At 66.5% G+C, this 17,535-nt stretch carries 12 protein-coding genes; 5 read left to right on the forward strand and 7 right to left on the reverse strand.

The features are described 5' to 3' along the window. Nucleotides 1–3: 3 nt before the first annotated feature. The 6 genes from DDZ17_RS20180 to DDZ17_RS20205 all read right to left on the reverse strand — a co-directional run bounded on the left by DDZ17_RS20180 (nt 4) and on the right by DDZ17_RS20205 (nt 8,521). A complete protein-coding gene (locus DDZ17_RS20180) occupies nt 4–1,077 on the reverse strand; it encodes a TIGR03617 family F420-dependent LLM class oxidoreductase (RefSeq protein ID WP_116368883.1) in 1,074 nt (357 codons plus the stop codon). 19 nt (nt 1,078–1,096) lie between these two features. After that, complete coding sequence (locus DDZ17_RS20185; RefSeq protein WP_157976763.1) at nt 1,097–1,927, reverse strand: TIGR03619 family F420-dependent LLM class oxidoreductase; 831 nt, start codon at nt 1,925–1,927, stop codon at nt 1,097–1,099. 196 nt (nt 1,928–2,123) lie between these two features. Further along, nucleotides 2,124–5,261 carry an efflux RND transporter permease subunit gene (locus DDZ17_RS20190; RefSeq protein ID WP_116368804.1) on the reverse strand — a complete coding sequence of 1,046 codons (3,138 nt, stop codon included), beginning with the start codon at nt 5,259–5,261 and terminating at the stop codon, nt 2,124–2,126. Then, complete coding sequence (locus DDZ17_RS20195; protein ID WP_116368805.1) at nt 5,254–6,591, reverse strand: efflux RND transporter periplasmic adaptor subunit; 1,338 nt, start codon at nt 6,589–6,591, stop codon at nt 5,254–5,256. Before DDZ17_RS20195 ends, DDZ17_RS20190 begins: the two co-directional genes overlap by 8 nt. Beyond that, nucleotides 6,588–7,994, reverse strand: coding sequence for a TolC family protein (locus DDZ17_RS20200; RefSeq protein WP_116368806.1), 1,407 nt, complete (start codon nt 7,992–7,994; stop codon nt 6,588–6,590). Before DDZ17_RS20200 ends, DDZ17_RS20195 begins: the two co-directional genes overlap by 4 nt. 137 nt (nt 7,995–8,131) lie before the next feature. Then, the gene (locus DDZ17_RS20205) at nt 8,132–8,521 is read right to left on the reverse strand and encodes a hypothetical protein (RefSeq protein ID WP_116368807.1); all 390 of its coding nucleotides are present in this window, start codon (nt 8,519–8,521) and stop codon (nt 8,132–8,134) included. Nucleotides 8,522–8,751: 230 nt separating this feature from the next. Here DDZ17_RS20205 and DDZ17_RS20210 point away from each other — a divergent pair, with 230 nt between their 5' ends. From DDZ17_RS20210 to nhaA, 5 genes are all read left to right on the forward strand, one after another. Continuing rightward, nucleotides 8,752–8,955: a hypothetical protein gene (locus tag DDZ17_RS20210; RefSeq protein WP_157976764.1), complete on the forward strand. Its 204-nt coding sequence runs from the start codon at nt 8,752–8,754 to the stop codon at nt 8,953–8,955. Between the two features lie 111 nt (nt 8,956–9,066). Next, a complete protein-coding gene (locus DDZ17_RS20215) occupies nt 9,067–10,542 on the forward strand; it encodes a protein adenylyltransferase SelO (RefSeq protein WP_116368885.1) in 1,476 nt (491 codons plus the stop codon). A 251-nt stretch (nt 10,543–10,793) separates the two neighbouring features. After that, entirely contained in the window at nt 10,794–12,398 is a 1,605-nt protein-coding gene (locus DDZ17_RS20220; RefSeq protein ID WP_116368809.1) for an AMP-binding protein, read from the forward strand. 165 nt (nt 12,399–12,563) lie between these two features. Then, the gene (locus DDZ17_RS20225) at nt 12,564–14,183 is read left to right on the forward strand and encodes a tRNA-dihydrouridine synthase (protein WP_116368810.1); all 1,620 of its coding nucleotides are present in this window, start codon (nt 12,564–12,566) and stop codon (nt 14,181–14,183) included. Between the two features lie 68 nt (nt 14,184–14,251). Further along, a complete protein-coding gene (nhaA, locus tag DDZ17_RS20230) occupies nt 14,252–15,595 on the forward strand; it encodes a Na+/H+ antiporter NhaA (protein WP_116368811.1) in 1,344 nt (447 codons plus the stop codon). A gap of 7 nt (nt 15,596–15,602) precedes the next feature. Here the strand turns inward: nhaA and DDZ17_RS20235 are convergent, their stop codons facing one another. Next, the gene (locus DDZ17_RS20235) at nt 15,603–17,525 is read right to left on the reverse strand and encodes a patatin-like phospholipase family protein (protein WP_116368812.1); all 1,923 of its coding nucleotides are present in this window, start codon (nt 17,523–17,525) and stop codon (nt 15,603–15,605) included. Between the last annotated feature and the right edge of the window lie 10 nt (nt 17,526–17,535).

The following is a 17,535-nucleotide window of genomic DNA, read 5'->3' on the forward strand; positions in this document are numbered from 1 at the left end:
CGCTCACACGCCACGCTGCAGCGCCCGCACCACCTCGCTCACCTGGGCGTCCTCGTCCTCACGCTCCGGCAGGGGGAAGATAATCTCCTGCCCAAGGCCGCCAAAGCGCCGGCACAGCTCGCCGGCAATCTCGGGGTAGGTGGCGCCGGCCACAAAGGTGTGCAGCAACTCGTCGGTTACCACGGCGGGCAGGTCCTGCCAGCGGTTGTTGCGGGTCATTTCGCGCAGCTGTTCGCCGCGGTCCTGCCAGCCAAAGCATTCCAGGCTGCGCCAGTAGGCCGGGGTGGAAAACAAAAAGGCCAGCAGGCGGCGCTGCTGCTCGTAGGCGGTTTGCACCGCTGTTGCATCCACCCCGGTGGCCACCAGGGGCGACAGCAGGGTGGTGAACTCGCCAGCGGCGCGTCCGGCTTGTTCTACCCCCGCCTTGTCTACCCCCGCATTGTCCACCCCCGCTTTGTCCAGCCCTGCCTGCACATTGGGCCAGAAGGCCTGGCGCAGCACGGCACGCTCAGTACTGGTGGGGTGGGTAATCACGCCATCGGCCACCCGGCCCACCATGCGCGACATGGCCGGCCCCACCGCGCCACACAATATCGGCGGCTCGCCGCAGTCGCTGGGCCCCGGGTTGAAGAAGGGCTGCAGGCGCGAGAACTGGTAGTGCTCCCCCGCAAAGGCCAGCGGCTTGCCGGTTTGGAAGGTGTGGAAAATCGCCTTCAGCGCCTGCACGTACTCGCGCAGTTGCGGCACCGGCGAGCCCCACCGCGCCGAGTAGCGCTGCTCGATGTTCTGCTGGATCTGGGTGCCAACCCCGAGCCGGAAGCGCCCGCCGGACAGGCGCTGCAAATCCCAGGCGGCCACCGCCGTTACCATGGGGCTGCGGGCAAAGGCCACCAGCACCCCGGTGGTCACACACAGGCGTTGGGTGGCATTGAGGGCCAGTGCCGAGAGCACCAGGGCATCGTGAATGGCATCCGGTATCAGCAGGCCGTCAAAGCCCATTGCCTCGGCGCGCCGGGCATGCCGGGCGATGGCCTCGGCGCCCATCGATTCCGGCGTGCTGGCGAGTACCCTGAACATTGCGCCGGGCACCCCCACCCTATGCGCGCCAGAAGGCGGCGGCCTTCTGCATGGCGGTTATCTGTTGCTCCAGCGCAACCGGCGCGCTACCGGCCCAGGGCATGAGCACAACACCCTTCACACCCAGCGCCTGCAGCTGGCCCAGGTAACGATCGCTAAGCGGCTCAGCGGCAATCACGTACTTTTCGGCCCGCCCGCCGGACTGCGCATCCAGCGACGCCAGCAAGGGTTCCAGTTCGGCGATCGAGTGGTTCATGCCAATCCAGCCCGCGTTGGCGGCGGCGCGGCGGATGGCGATGGGCGAATTGCCACCGATGTAGATGGCAGGCGCCTGCGCCGGCCGTGGCGCCAGCCCCACGTCGCGGAAGTGGTAGTGCTCGCCCTGGTAGCTGAACAGTTCGTTGTGCCACAGGCCCTGCATCACCTCGATGGACTCCAGCAGGCGCTTGCCGCGGGTGGCCGGGTTGTGCCCCAGCAGGCTGATCTCGTCGGTATTCCAGCCCGGGGTGATGCCAAGTGCAAAGCGGTTGTCGCTCAAATCGGCCAGCGCCGCGGCCTGCTTGGCCACGGTGAAGGGGTCGCGCATGCCCATCACATAGGCGTAAGTCATGAATTTCAGCTGCGAGGTGACCGCCGCCATCGTCGCCGCCGTGGTCATCGGTTCGATATTGGGGGTGCGCGGATCGTAGGGAATACCGCGCACCGGATGCCGGCTCACCTGCTCAAGGGGCAGGGCCACGTGGTCGGACAGGGCCACCCCGCTGTAGCCCAGACGCTCTGCCTCGGTGGCAATGGCGCGCACCTGCGCGCCCTTGTTGGACTCGTGAAACCAGGCTAGCCAGAACTCCATAACCTCCCCTCCGTACCTTCCCCGCCAAACCTTCCCCGCCATACCCGGGATCGCTTCTGTTGCGCGCACCAACCACAGCGGGCGCATTGCGCGCGTCGCAAACGCCCAATCTACGCGCTTGCGCGGCAGCCTTGCAGCCCGCCGGGGGCAATAACCCCCTTTCCCTGCGGCAAAAACCGGCCTGGTTTGATAAGTGCTACCTCGCCGCGTCAGTGCCGGGGGATGGCCGGGCCTGGCCGCGCGATCGCCACAGCAGGTAGATCACCGGCAGAATCAGCAGGGTCAGCAACACCGAACTCACCATGCCACCCACCATCGGCGCCGCCAGCCGGCTCATCACTTCCGACCCGGTGCCACTGCCGTACAGAATCGGCAGCAGGCCAACGATGGTTGCCGCGGCGGTCATTACCACCGGGCGCACCCGGCGCACCGCGCCGTGCAGCACGGCATTGCGCAGGTCATCGGCGTCCGGCTGGGCGTTGTCCCGCTTGAGCTGCACCCAGGCCTGGTCGAGGTAAACCAGCATGATGACGCCGGTTTCCACCGCAATGCCGGCCAGGGCGATCACCCCCACGCCCACGGCAATGGAGAAGTTGAACTCGAGCAGGTACATCAACCACAGGCTGCCCACCAGTGCCAGTGGCAGCGCGCCCATGAGGATGGCCACCTGGGCCAGGTTGCGGAAGTTCATGTACAGCAGCACCACGATAATGGCCAGGGTGAGTGGCACCACCACCCGCAGGCGGGCCTTGGCGCGCTCCATGTATTCGTACTGCCCGGCCCAGTTGAGGGAATAGCCGGGCGGCAGGTCGAGATCGCGCGCCACCACCGCCCGGGCCTGCGCAACGTAGGTGCCCACGTCCACCCCGTCGATATCGACAAAGGTCCAGCCGTTCAGGCGCGCATTCTCGCTCTTGATGCCGGGGGGGCCGTCTTCCACCCGCACTTCGGCCACGTCGGCCAGGGCGATGCGCTGGCCGGTGGGGGTCACAATGGGCAGCAGCGCCAGCTGCTCCGGCGAATCGCGATAGGCCTGCGGGTAGCGCAGGTTGACAGGATAGCGCTCCAGCCCTTCCACCGTCAGGGTGACGTTGGTGCCGCCAATGGCGGTGGCAATCACCTGCTGCACCTGGGCGATGTTCAGGGCATAGCGCGCGGCCTTTTCGCGGTCGATGTCCACGTTGATGTAACGCCCGCCGACAACGCGCTCGGAGTACACCGACGCGGTGCCAGGCACCTTCGCCAGCACCTGCTCCAGCTGCTGGCCAATGCCCTGGATGGTGTCCAGGTCCGGCCCTGCCACCTTAATGCCCACCGGCGTCTTGATGCCGGTGGCCAGCATGTCGATGCGGGTTTTGATGGGCATCACCCAGGCGTTGGTCACCCCCGGCAGCTTCACCAGGGCGTCCATTTCCTGCTTCAGCTTTTCGGTGGTCATGCCGGAGCGCCACTCACTGCGCGGCTTGAGCTGGATAAAGGTTTCGATCATGGTCAGCGGCGCCGGGTCGGTGGCGGTTTCGGCGCGGCCGATTTTGCCGAACACCGTTTGCACCTCCGGCACGGTGCGAATCAGCTTGTCGGTGTGCTGCAGCAGGCGCCGGGCCTCGCCGATGGAAATACCCGGGTAGGTGGTGGGCATGTACATCAGGTCGCCCTCATCCAGCGGCGGAATGAACTCGCTGCCGATATGCTGAAGCGGCCACAGGGCGCTGAGGGTGAGCAGCCCCGCCAGCACCAGCGCGGTTTTGGGGCGGTTCAGCGCCGCGTTCAGGGCCGGCAGGTACAGGCGCACCAGGGCGCGGTTGACCGGGTTCGTCTCTTCCGGGCGCACCTTGCCGCGAATGAAGTAGCCCATCAGCACCGGCACCAGGGTAATGGCCAGGGCAGCCGCTGCGCCCATGGCGTAGGTTTTGGTGAAGGCCAGCGGCGAGAACATGCGGCCCTCCTGGGCCTCCAGGCTAAACACCGGAATAAAGCTCACGGTGATAATCAGCAGGCTGAAAAACAGGGCCGGGCCAACTTCCACCGCGCTTTCGGCCACCACCTGCCAGCGATTGCTGTCGGTCAGGGGGCGGCGCTCCATGTGCTTGTGCATGTTCTCGATCATGACGATGGCGCCATCGATCATGGCGCCGATGGCAATCGCAATGCCACCCAGCGACATGATGTTGGCGTTCAAGCCCTGCAGGTACATCACCACAAAGGCCGCCAGAATCCCCACCGGCAGGCTGATCATGGCCACCAGCGAAGAGCGCAGGTGGAACAGGAACAGGGCGCACACCAGCGCCACCATGAGCAGCTCTTCCCCCAGTTTGTGCCAGAGGTTTTCCACCGCGCGGTCGATCAGGCCGGAGCGGTCATACACCGTCACCAGCTCCACCCCGGACGGCAGGCTGTCTTGCAGGCTTGCCAGGCGCGCTTTCACGCCCTCGATGGTGGCCCGGGCGTTTTCCCCGAAGCGCATCACCACAATGCCGCCGGCCACTTCGCCTTCGCCGTTTAAGTCCGCCACGCCGCGGCGCATTTGCGGGCCCAGCACAATGTCCGCCACATCCTTGAGCAGCAGCGGGGTGCCGTTCTCGCTGGCCCCCAGGGGCACGTTGCCAATGTCCTCGGCGCTTTGCAGATAGCCGGAGGCGCGCACCATGTATTCGGCCTCGGCCATTTCCACCACCGAGGCCCCCACTTCCTGGTTGGCTTCGCGGATGGCGGTCTGGATCAGCGACAGGGGAATACCGAAGGCGCGCAGCTTGTCCGGGTTCACCTGCACCTGGTACTGCTTGACCATGCCGCCCACCGAGGCCACCTCCGACACCCCGGGCACGGTTTGCAGCTCGTAGCGCAGGAACCAGTCCTGCAGGGCGCGCAGTTCACTGATGTCGTGCTGGCCGCTGCGGTCCACCAGCGCATAGAGGTAAACCCAGCCCACGCCGGTGGCATCGGGCCCCAGTTGGGGCCGGGCGTTCTCGGGCAGCGAGGGCGCCACCTGGCTCAGGTATTCCAGCACGCGGGAGCGGGCCCAGTAGAGGTCGGTATCCTCGTCGAAAATGACATAGACGTAGGAGTCACCGAAGAAGGAATAACCGCGCACGGTAACGGCCCCCGGCACCGACAGCATGGCGGTGGTGAGGGGGTAGGTCACCTGGTCCTGCACCACCTGGGGTGCCTGGCCGGGATAGCTGGTTTTGATAATCACCTGCACATCGGAAAGATCGGGCAGGGCATCCACCGGCGTATTGCGCACGGCGTACAGCCCAAGCCCCACCAGAATGACGGTGGCCAGCAACACGAAGAAGCGGTTGCCCACCGACCAGCGAATCACGGCTTCAATCATGCTGGCGTACTCCTTCGCCGGTGGTGCCGGCGTCGCCGGGCGCGCCGTTTTTCGCCGGCATTGCGGGGTCTTTCGCGGTGTGGCCCATGGCAGCGTGGTCCATGGTTGAATGATCCATGGTTGAGTGATCCGCCGCCGGCGCGGATTGCATGCGCTGGAAGTCCGAGCGCTTGCTGGATTCAGAATCAATCAGGAACTGGGCCGACACCACAATGCGATCGCCCGCTTCAAGCCCCTCAAGAATCTCCACCGACTGCGGGTCCAGGCGCCCCGGGCGCACTGCCACCGACTTGAAGCGACCCTCACCCAGGGCCAGCACAACCCGGTCCTGGCGCCCGGTGCGTATCAGGGCCTCCCGCGGGATAACCAGCGCTTTAGCGCCCGCCTCGCCGTGAATGGTGACCTGGGCGAACATGTTGGGCCTTAACAGGCCATCCGGGTTGGAAAACCTCAGCCGCACCCGCACGGTACGCAGTTTTGGGTCCAGGTCCGGGTAGACGTAATCCACCTGCCCCTTCCACTCGCGCCCGGGCAGGTAGTCCAGGCGCATGGTTACCGGCAGGCCGGCGCGCAGCCCCACCACCTGGCGCTCGAACACCTCGGCCTCCACCCACACTTCATCCAACTGGCCGATGGACAGCATGGTGGTGCCGGGCTGCACGTAAAAACCTTCGCGGATGGCCAGTTCGTCCACCACCCCACCCTGCACGGCGTAAAAGGTCACCGTTTGCACCGCGGTGCCGCGCTGGCGCAGCTGGCGAATGAATTCATCGCTAAGATGCAGGGCCCGCAGGCGCGCCGAGGCCGCCTCAATGAGCGCGCTGTTGCTGCGCTTGAGGGCCACCAGCAGCTCTTCCTGGGCGCTGACCAGTTCCGGCGAGTACAACTCGTACAGGGGCTGGCCCTGGATCACCGGGTCACCGGCGGCCTTCACATACAACCGCTCCACCCAGCCGGACACCCGGGGGTGAATGTGGATCAGGCGATCCTCGTCGTAGCGCACGTAGCCCACGGTGTGGATATCGCTCTGCCACGGCTGGCGGCGCGCCTGGGCAATGCGCACCCCGAGGTTGTTCACCACTTCGGGCGCAATGCTGACAGTGCCCGGGCCTGAGTCGCTGGCGCCGTCTTCGTACACGGGTATCAGGTCCATGCCCATGGGCGATTTGCCCGGCTGGTCGCGGCGGTAGTTGGGGTCCATGGGCGCCACCCAGTACAGGGGCTTGCGCTGTGCCTGCGCGGCATCGTTCGCCGGCTCGCCAGCGGGCCACAGGCCCACCAGCAAAGCGCCCAGGGCGGCAGCCGCCGCGATGATGAGTCCCTGTTTCATGGTGCGCTCTCCTGTGTGTTGCCCTGATCTGGGCCTGGGCCTGGGTCTGGGTCTGGGTCTGGGTCTGGGCCTGGGCCTGAGTCTGGGCCTACCGCTGCGGCGGGGGCGTCGAGTCCCGCCAGAAAATAGTTGAGCCGGGCCACGCTGCGCTGGCGCTCGGCGCGAATGTCCAGGGCTTCCACCCGGGCGTTGAGTTCATCGATACGGGCGCGCACCACTTCGGCAAAGTCGCCGTCGTTGCTGGTGTAGGCGCTAAGGGCGGCCTCGGCCTGCTCGTGCATCTGGCCCAGCAGGCGCTCGCTGTACAGGGCGTCGCGCCGCTTGAGTTCGCGAAGGCGCGCCCGCTCGGCTTCAAAGCCGGCCCGCAGGCGACGTAGGGCCAGCGCCCGGTCGGTACGGCTGGCTTCGGCCTGGGCGGTGGCCGACTGCAGTTCCTGATCCTGCCGGTTGCCGGTGAACAGGGGCAGGTCGAAGCTCACCCCGACCGAGAAGAAGTCCGGGCGCTCCATGCCGTTGGGCGCATCGTCCCGATAGCCGTAGCTGGCGTTCAGGCCCCACTGGGGCTTGAACTTCTGCCGCGCCAGTTCAACATCCAGCTCGCTGGCGGCAATGGTCTGCTGCAGGCTGGTAACGGCCGGGTGGGCAGACAGCACCTGCCCCAGCCAGTCGGTATCCAGCGCACCGTCGCTAGCCAGCACCCGGGCATCTCGGGGCGCAAGCGCTGGCAGCGCCCCGCTCACCGCATACCCTGCCCCCAGCCACTCGGCCAGCTGGCCCAGGGCCGTGTCGCGCTGCTGGCGCAGCCCGGTGATACGATCGTCCAGCCGGGTCAGCTCCAACTGGGCGCGAATCACATCCTGCTGGCGGGTCTGGCCGTAGGCGCTGGCGTAGCTGTTCTGGGTGACTTCCACCAGGTTCTCGAACAGGGCGCGGTCGGCCTCAATCAGGCGGATGCTCTGGTCGGCGCGCCAGGCGTCCAGCCACAGGCCCGCCACGCTGACCGCCAGCTGTTCACGGCGGTCGCGGCGCAGGTGACCTTGCTGCTCGCCCAGCACCGCAAAACGCTGCTGGGACAGGGCCAGCGAATCGCCCCGGGGCAGGGTCTGAGTGACCCCCACCTTGAACTGGGTCATGGCTTCCTGGTTGAAGTCGAAGGTGTCGGTGGGCAGGTTGCCGGCGCCCAGCGACACCATCGGGTCCGGCAGAGTGCCGGCGGCAATTTCACTGGCCGCCAGGGCCTGCTGGCGCAGGCGGCTGCCCTCCAGCCAGGGGTCCTGCTGGCGAGCCAGCTCAATGGCCTGTTGCAGCGACAGCTGGGCCTGGGCCTGCAAGGGTGCAGCGGCCAGTGCCAATGACAGCGGCCACGCCACCAGCGCGGCGCGAAGCAGATTTTGTATGAACATCGTTTTGTCCCGTGAAGGGCGCTGGCGAACCAGCGGACACATCACCCGCCGGCAGGCGAGTGCACTTTACGCAGCTAGGCTGTTAAGCAGATAGACAACAGCGCAGTTACGCAGGGGACAGGCGCACCTGTCCTGTGTCAGGCAACGATGGGGGGACGTTCGAAGCGGGAACAGGCCGGTGTGGCCGCTTTCACCGGGGCCAGCGGCAACTGGCTCGCCAGGGGGGGAAGTTGCAGGCTCTCGGACTGGCAGGGCAGGGCCGCGCCGGTAAAGCAGGCCTGCATGGGGCAGCGCTCACCGTCGCTGTTGCAGCAATCCGGATCGGCGGGCAAGTCGGGCAGGTCCAGGCTCATCGAGGCGCCGTGCTGGGCGTGCGCCGCAACCCCGCTTGCTGCTTCGCTTTCTACCTCGCTACTCGCGTCGCCAGCGGCCATGCCGCCGGCACAGGCGCTCGCCGCCCCGGCCTGAACCAGCAGGCCCAGGGCGAAGAAGAAGGCAGTCAGCAGTGTCGTGAGCTGTTTGGACATGGGGCGGGATTATAGAGCGATCGCGGGGTGGGATAAAGCGCTGCTTTTCCCTGCTTTGTTGCTGCTTTGTTGCTGCTTTCACACCTGCTGCTCGCCACCATTAACCGCTTTCTTAGCCAATGTAGGCGCCAATATAGTCACCATTGCCGTAGCCAGTGCCGTAGCCAGTGCCGTAGCCATTATTGTCGTAAATGTCTCGTCATATACCGCCATTGGATTTACCCGCGCCGATGGCCGCGCCTATGCTGGCGGCCCTCCCCGTGGTGTGCGAGAGCGTGAAATTCCGCCTGAAAACCCAGCATATCGGCTTTATCGCCTCGGCCCTGATCGGCACCCTGGGCTACGCGGTGGGTGCGCCGCTTGAAGCAGTGCTGGCGCTGGTAGGGGTGGGCACCGTGCTGGAGCTGCTGCTGTTTCCGCCACGGCGGGGCTGAAAGCGCCGCAGCCACTCACGCCGCCGCGCAGGGCAACAGCCACCCGCACAGGCTGCAGCCCGGCACCGGCAGTGATACAGTCCCCGTCACACCCCCACCACGCCGATGCCCATGCCCACCTGGCCCTTTGATAACAGCTACGCCGCGCTCCCGGACACCTTCTACGCCCGCCTGTCCCCCACGCCGGTGGCAGCCCCCGGGCCAATCCGGGTGAACCGGGCACTGGCGGCGCAACTGGGCCTGGACGCCGACTGGCTGGCCTCCCCCGAGGGCACCCAGGTGCTGGCCGGCAATGCGCTGCCAGAGGGTGCCGAACCGCTGGCGGCGGCCTACGCCGGCCACCAGTTTGGCGGGTTCAACCCCCAGCTGGGCGATGGCCGGGCCGTGTTGCTGGGCGAGCTGCTGGATACGCGGGGCGAGCGCTATGACATCCAGCTCAAGGGCGCCGGCCGCACCCCCTGGTCGCGCGGTGGTGATGGCCGTGCACCGCTGGGCCCGGTGCTCAGGGAATACCTGGTCAGTGAGGCCATGCACATCCTTGGCGTCCCCACCAGCCGGGCGCTGGCGGCGGTCACCACCGGCGAGACGGTGTACCGCGACCGGGCCCTGCCCGGCGCCGTGCTGACCCGGGTGGCCCGCAGCCATATCCGCATCGGCACCTTTGAGTATTTTGCCGCCCGTAAAGACACCAGCGCCCTGCGCCAGCTGGCCGACCATGTGATTGCCCGCCACTACCCGGAGGCGGCGCACAGCGACAACCCGGCGCTGGCCCTGCTGCAGGGCGCCATTGCGCGCCAGGCGCAACTGGTGTCCCAGTGGCAGCTGCTCGGCTTCATCCACGGGGTGATGAACACCGACAACATGCTGCTGTCCGGCGAGACCATCGACTACGGCCCCTGCGCCTTTATGGACGACTTTCACCCCGAGGCGGTGTTCAGCTCCATCGACCACAATGGCCGCTACGCCTGGTGCAACCAGCCCTCCATCGCCCACTGGAATCTGTCGGTGCTGGCCCAGTGCCTGGTGCCCCTACTACACGACAACCAGGCCCAGGCCGTGGCGCTGGCCCAAGCGGCGGTGGATGCCTTCCCCGAACGCTTCCTGGCCGCCCACCAGCAGGGCATTGCCCGCAAGCTGGGCTGGCAGGGCAGTGCCGAGGGAGACCGCGAGCTGGTGGAGGAACTGTTCGACCTGATGGCCGCCGAGCGGGTGGACTTCACCCTGTGCTTTCGCAGCCTGGCGGACTTTGCCGACCCGGGCAGCCCCGCTCCGAAAGTGGACGGGCTGTTTTCGCCGCCGGCCAGCTTGCTGCCCTGGATACAGCGCTGGCAGGGCCGCTGCGAACAGGACGGCCGCTCCGCCGCCGAGCGCCAGGGGGCCATGTACCGGGCCAACCCGGTGTTTATCCCCCGCAACCACTTGGTGGAGGACGCCATCGCCGCCGCGGTGGACAGGGCCGATTTTGGCCCCTTCGAGGCGCTGCTGGCGCGGCTGTCTGAGCCCTTTGACTACGACCCGCAAGCCAGGCGCTACGCCCTGCCGCCACAGTCCGGGGAGGTGGTGCACCAGACTTTTTGTGGCACTTGAACCGTGGCACTTGAACCGTGGCACTTGAACCGTGGCACTTGAACCGTGGCACTTGAACCGTGGCACTTGAACCGTGGCACCAGAACTGTGGCACCTGACTGTGACACCTGAAACGGCAGCATCTGAACAGCGGCTCCGGCAACTGCCACACCAATCACCCCACCCTGTCGCAACTGCGAGCTTGCCGCCGGGCGGCTGGCCTTCTACGCTCGGGCCATCCCGCGTTAAAGCAATAACAAGGTAAGGTTGTCATGAAGCTATCCCACGCCATTGGGCCCACCGAGCCCGCCATCCGCGACATCACCCTGGGCGAGCTGCTGGCCGAAGCCGCCGCCGAGTGCCCCGACAAAGCCGCGCTGATCGCCGGCGTGCCCGACCCCGCCGCCCGCCGCCAGTGGACCTACGCCGAGCTGTACGCCGACGCCCAGGCGGTGGCGCGCGCCCTGGGGGAAGACTTTGAACAGGGAGAGCGCATTGCCCTGTGGGCCGGCAACATTCCCGAGTGGGTGGTGATCGAATTTGGCGCCGCCCTGGCCGGCCTGGTGCTGGTGACCGTCAACCCCTCGTTCCAGGCCCGGGAGCTGCAGTACGTGCTCACCCAGTCCCGCGCCAGCGGCCTGCTGGTGCAGCGCAACTGCCGCGGCAATCCCCTGCTGGCCATTGCCGAGAGCGTGCGCGGGGAATGCCCGGATTTGCGCAGCGTGACCTGCCTGGATGGCTTCGACACCCTGCTGGCCCGGGGCCGCGCCAGCGACGCCGCGCTGCCCTCGGTGCGCCCCGGCGACCCGGTAATGATCCAATACACCTCCGGTACCACCGGCTTTCCCAAGGGCGCCCTACTGCACCACCGGGGACTGATCAACGTGGCCCTGTTCAGCGCCCATCGCCAGCGTGCCAAAACCGGCGGGGTGATCGTCAACCCCATGCCCCTGTTCCACACCAGCGGCTGCGCCCTGGGCGTGCTGGGCACGGTGGGCGCCAAGGCCACCCTGGTGCTGCCTGAGCTGTTCGACCCCGGCCTGATACTGGAGTTGATCGAAACCTACCGCGCCCGCAACCTTACCGGCGTACCCACCATGCTGGTGGCGATTCTGGAGCACCCGGACTACGCCAGGCGCGACCTGTCCTCGGTGGAGGTGGTCGGCTCTGGCGCCTCCACCGTGCCCCAGGCCCTGGTCAAGCGGCTGGAGAGCGAGCTGAATGCGCCCTTCATGATTGCCTTCGGCCAGACCGAATGCTCCCCCACCGCCACCCACACCTGCCCCGACGACAGCATTGAAGACAAGGCCAACACCGTGGGGCCGCCCATGCCCCACACCGAGGCCAAAATCATCGACCCCGAAACCGGCGAAACCGTGCCGGTGGGCACCCTTGGCGAGTTCTGCACCCGCGGCTACCACGTCATGCTGGAGTACTTCGACATGCCCGAGGCCACCGAAAAAACCATCGACGCCGAGGGCTGGCTGCACACCGGCGACCTGTGCACCATGGACGAGCGCGGCTACTGCACGGTGGAGGGCCGCCTCAAGGACATGATCATCCGCGGCGGCGAGAACATCTACCCGCGGGAAATCGAAGAGGCCCTGTTCCGCCACCCCAGCGTGGGCGAGGTGGCCGTGGTGGGCCTGCCCCACGACCGCTGGGGCGAGGAAATCGCCTGCTTCCTGCGCCCGGCGCCGGGGCAAACCCTGGACCAGGGGGCCCTGTTCAGCTACCTGCGCGAACACCTGTCGCCGCAGAAAACCCCGCGCCTGTGGTACGAGGTGGAGGCCTTCCCCCTGACCGGCTCCGGTAAAATCCAGAAGTTCCGGCTGCGCGAGCTGTGGCAGAGCGGGGAATACCAACCGCTGGCGTGAAGCCTGCCGTCTGCTCGGTGGTGAGGCCACGTCATCCGCGCGCCTGTCTTCTGCGCGCTTGCTTTCTGCGCGCTTAGACTCCCCCGGGGCCAGGCAGTATAATTGCCGCCGGCCCCGGCCCGCTGCGGGGCGCCCCATCCAACCAGACCCCGACCGAGCTGCGCTTTGACTATCGAATTCTTCGGCAAGACCCTGTCCGGCCCCTTCACCGTACCCTCCGGCATCGTGACCACCGCAGTGCCCATCATCCAGTACGTTTTCGACCACATGCCCGAGGTCGGGGTGGTCACCACCAAGAGCATCGGCCTTGAGCCGCGCCTGGGTTACCGCGAACCGGTGCTTAGCCAGTACGCGCCGGGCTGCTTCGTCAACGCGGTGGGGCTGACCAACCCCGGGGCCCATAAGTCCGCCGAGCTGATGGCGGCCTTGAAGGTGCCCGAGGACCGCTTCCTGCTCACCTCCATCTTCGGCGGCAGCGTGGAGGAGTTCGTCGAGGTGGCGAAAATTCTCGCGCCGGTCTCAGACGGGCTGGAGCTGAACCTGTCCTGCCCCCACGCCAAGGGCTACGGCATGGCCATGGGCCAGGATCCGGATATGGTGCGCGCCATCGTCAGCGCGGTGAAGGCGGTAGTGGACATTCCGGTGATCCCCAAGCTGACCCCCAACGCCCCCAACATCGGCGAGATTGCCCAGGCCGCCGCCGAGGGTGGCGCCGATGGCTTCTGCGCCATCAACACCGTGGGGCCGGGCTACACCTCCGCCCACGGGCACCCGGTGCTGAGTAACGGCGCCGGCGGCATGTCCGGCAAGGGGGTGCTGCCCATCGGCCTGAAGTGCGTGCGCGAAGTGGCCGCGGCCACCGGCGCGCCCATCATCGGCTGCGGCGGTGTCAGCAGCGCCGATGACGTGCGCGCCTTCTTCGACGCCGGCGCCACCGTGGTGGGCGTGGGCTCCGCCCTGATCGGCCTCACCACCGACGAGATTGCCGACTACTTCCGCACTCTGGCGGCAGACCTGGACAGCGGCAACAACCGCGCCGAGGCGCAGGTGCGCTACGACATCGACATGAACTTCCGCCCCGTCACCCTGGTGGACAACCAGCGCGTGTGCGCGGACATCTGCGTGCTCACCTTCGACCGCAAGATCAACGTGCAGGCCGGCGAGTTCGTCTTCCTGTGGATTCCGGGCCTCGGCGAGAAGCCCTTCTCGGCCCTGACCGACGACCCTTTCTCCCTGGCGGTGATCGACGTGGGCGAGTTCACCCACGCCCTGATGGACCTGCCTCCCGGTACCCAGGCCTATGTGCGCGGCCCCCACGGTATTCCGGTGGCCCCGCCGGAAGACGGCAAGATTGTCGCCGTGGCCGGCGGCACCGGGCTGGCGGCGGTGTACCAGATTGCCCGCGACTTTGGCGATGCCACCGTGTTCACCGGGGCGCGCAGCGCCGAACGCCTGTATTTTGTGGATGAATGCGCCCAGATCGCCGAGGTACACATTGCCACCGACGATGGCAGCGCCGGCTACCACGGGGTGGTGACCGAATTGCTGCGGGAACACCTGGCAGCGATGGACGCGGACGAACGGAAGAAGCTGGTGTTCTATAACTGCGGCCCGGCACCCATGGTACACGCGGCGGTTAAGGTGCAGCGCGCGTTCTGCACTGACGAGCAGATCTTCAGCTCCATCGACTACCTGACCAAGTGCGGCGTGGGCATCTGCGGCGCCTGCGCGGCGCCGGACGGCCGCCGCCTGTGTGTGGACGGGCCTTTTCTCAGCACGGTGTAACACACCAGGGCCACCTGGACTGTTATCCTAGCGGCCCAGTCACAAGCCAGTCACAAGATAGCGGAACCATGTCAGACGGAATCCACCACGCCCCTTGGGAGCGCGCCTTCGAGCGGCTGATGACGCCGCTGGAAGAATTCATCCACCGCCAGACCACCAGCGGCATCCTGCTGATGATCTGCGCGGTCATCGCCCTGGTAGTGGCCAACAGCCCCCTGCGCGACACCTACGAGCACTTCCTGCACACCGACATCAGCCTGGGCTTTGGCGAGGGCCTGTTCTCCCTGTCCATCCATCACTGGATCAACGAACTGCTGATGGCCTTTTTCTTCCTGGTGATGGGCCTGGAACTCAAGCGCGAGCTGCTTGTTGGCGAGCTGTCCTCCCCCAGCCAGGCCCTGCTGCCGATTGTCGCGGCAGTGGGCGGCATGCTGATTCCCGCGCTGGGCTACTGGATTTTCAACACCAGCGGGCCGGGTGTTGCTGGCTGGGGCATCCCCATGGCCACAGACATCGCCTTTGCCATCGGCGCCCTCAGCCTGCTGGGGGCGCGGGTGCCCAAAACGCTGGTGACCTTCCTGATCGCCCTGGCCATTGTCGATGACCTGGGGGCTGTGCTGGTCATCGCCCTGTTCTACACCAACAAGCTGGACCTGACCGCCCTGCTCTACGCCGGCGCCTGCACCGGCCTACTGGTGCTGCTGAACGCCGTGGGCATACGCCGCACCCTGCCCTACGCCATTGCCGGCGCCCTGCTGTGGATGGCCATGCTGGCCAGCGGCATCCACGCCACCATTGCCGGGGTCATCATTGCCTTTACCATTCCCATCCGCCCCAAGTTCGAACCGGAGGTGTTCATCGACAAGGTGGAGGACTCCTCAAAGAAAATGCGCAAGGCGGTGTGGGACAACCCGGACATCATCCACAACAACCGCTTCCGCGCCCTGGTGAGCGCGCTGGAAGACGGCGTGCATCTGGTGCAGGCCCCGGCCCAGCGGGCGGAACACGCCCTGCACCTGCCGGTGGCCTATATTGTGATCCCCATCTTTGCCCTGGCCAACGCCGGCATTCCCATTAACTTCAGCGACGTTGGCGCCACCCTCGGCAACCCGATTACCCTCGGCGTGATCTGCGGCCTGCTGCTGGGCAAGCCGCTGGGCATTGCCGGCTTTACCTGGCTGGCGCTCAAGCTGAACTGGGCCACCCTGCCGGCCGGCCTGAGCATGGCCCACGTGGTCGGCGTCGGCCTGCTGGGTGGCATCGGCTTTACCATGTCGATCTTTATTGCCGACCTCGGTTTTGCCGGCAACGCCGATCACCTGCTGATGGCCAAAACCGGCATTCTGCTGGCCTCGCTGCTGGCGGGCCTGAGCGGCTTTTTCCTGCTGCGCGCCCTCGGCCGGCGGGGCTGAGCGCGCCTCAGCCCTGGGCCAGGCGGCCGCTCTCGCGGCGCTGTTCCACCAGTGCCATCGGGTCGTCGCGCAGCTCCTCCCACAGGGCCAGGGCGCGCTGGTACAGGGCATCGGCCCGGCTGCCCGGGGGAATCTGGCCGCCACCACCGGCGCCATAGCGCTTGCGCAAATGCCGCATCAGGTTGTAGCAGGTGGTCATCTGCCCGGCGCTCACCAGCACATCCAGCTCGCCAAAGCCGCGGTACTGTACCGACGGGTTCAGCCACAGGGCCGTCTTGGTGTTGGCCGCCATGGTGATAATGGTGCACATCTCCTCGCTGGGGGGCGCCACATCCGGCAGCTGCTTGTAGTCATCCAGCAGGGTAAAAATCTCGTTGGTCATCACCCGCTCACCCAGGGAGTGCTCGTCCAGGCTGGTGGAGAACACCGTGCTGTAACTGAGCTGGCGAATGCGGTTCATAAAGATTTTTGAGGTCAGCGCCACGGTGGAGCCCACCCGCAGGTTGATCATGGACAGCGCCTCGCCCAGGCGCAGCCGCTTCAGGTAGTGCCAGGGCGTCTGGCGAAAGGGCGGCATGACCTTGGCCATCTCCTTGTTGAGCTGGCGGATGCCCAGACGCACCTTGATCACCAGCGCCGCCAGCAGGGCCATGACGGCCGCCGGGAACACAAAAGACAGGAACTTGCGCCAGGTGGGCCATTCGTGCAGCGCCAGCTGGTCGCGGTACGCCCACAAATCCACCAGGCTGTCGCCGGCGCTGAACACCATGAGGCCGGTCAGCACCCAGGTGAAGGCATCGTACTGGCCGAGGGTGCGGCGGGTCAGGAAGCCGCCGCTTGCGGGCAGGGGCTTGCTGGGGTAGAAGGTTTCGCTGCGCACCGGCGTATCGGAGATGATAAACAGCCGCAGGTGACTGAGATCGACACCGCTGTCGCAGTCCTCAATATCCAGCCGCGTGCTGGAGGCCCGCGAAAAGCGCTGCAGCCACTCGCTCCAGCCCTCCATGGCAGTGGGCTCCACCACGCATTCCGGCTCGTCTTCCAGGCAGCCGTTGCGCAGCTGGCGGGCTCGGTCGCGGCGCATCATGGCCAGCAGGATGCTGGTCACCCCCTGGTTGTCGTACACCCCGCCATCCATCAGGGCGATATTGCGGTTCTCGCCGTTGGTCTGGCGCTCGATGGCGTCCGCCACCGCGGTACACACCGGCCGCCCCGGCTCGTCGTCCCGGGGCCAGTGGAAGTCATCCGGAAAGAACAGCGGTTCCATGCCAGCCGGAATGCAGGCGGATGCCGCCATCACATCGGCCATGCGCATGAGGCGGGCGTGCTCATCGCTGATGCTCACATTGCCGTTGCCGATCTTGCAGGGGAACTGGCTCTTCTGGAAGCGAAAGGCAATGCCGGTCTTGAACTCGGTGGCGTTGAACATCACCTCGGTGAGGTGGGCCCCGGTGCTGTCCCAGAACTGGCCAAAGGTATGTGACTGGTAAAACCGCGTGAAATACTGCTCGTGCAGCACATTGGCCATGGCGGTAATCAGGTCGCGGCGCCCGGACGGGAACAGCTCCCGCCGGTTGCGCTTCACCTTGCGGAAGATCTCCTCCATGGTGTTGAGCCCGGGCAGGAACTCGTAGAGGTTATCGAAACAGGCCTGGTAGCCCTTGCCCTCCGCCTGGCACAGGGCGTAGCTGGTGCCGGTCAGGCTGCCACCGGACACCGACGACAGAATGTGCACATTGTGCAGCAGATCGACACGGTCCAGCAGATCCAGCGCGCCCAGGTGAAAGCCGGTGGCGCGCAGCCCGCCACCGGAGAGGGAGATGGCAATGTGCGACAGCAGCTTGGCGTCGTTGGGATCATCGCAGCACTCGTCCGGATGATCGCCGTGGTGCCCCTGGGTATGTGTTTGTGAATGGTCGTGAACTTCCATATTCAGCCTC

The organism is Parahaliea mediterranea, from assembly GCF_003402235.1.
Lineage (GTDB): Bacteria > Pseudomonadota > Gammaproteobacteria > Pseudomonadales > Halieaceae > Parahaliea > Parahaliea mediterranea.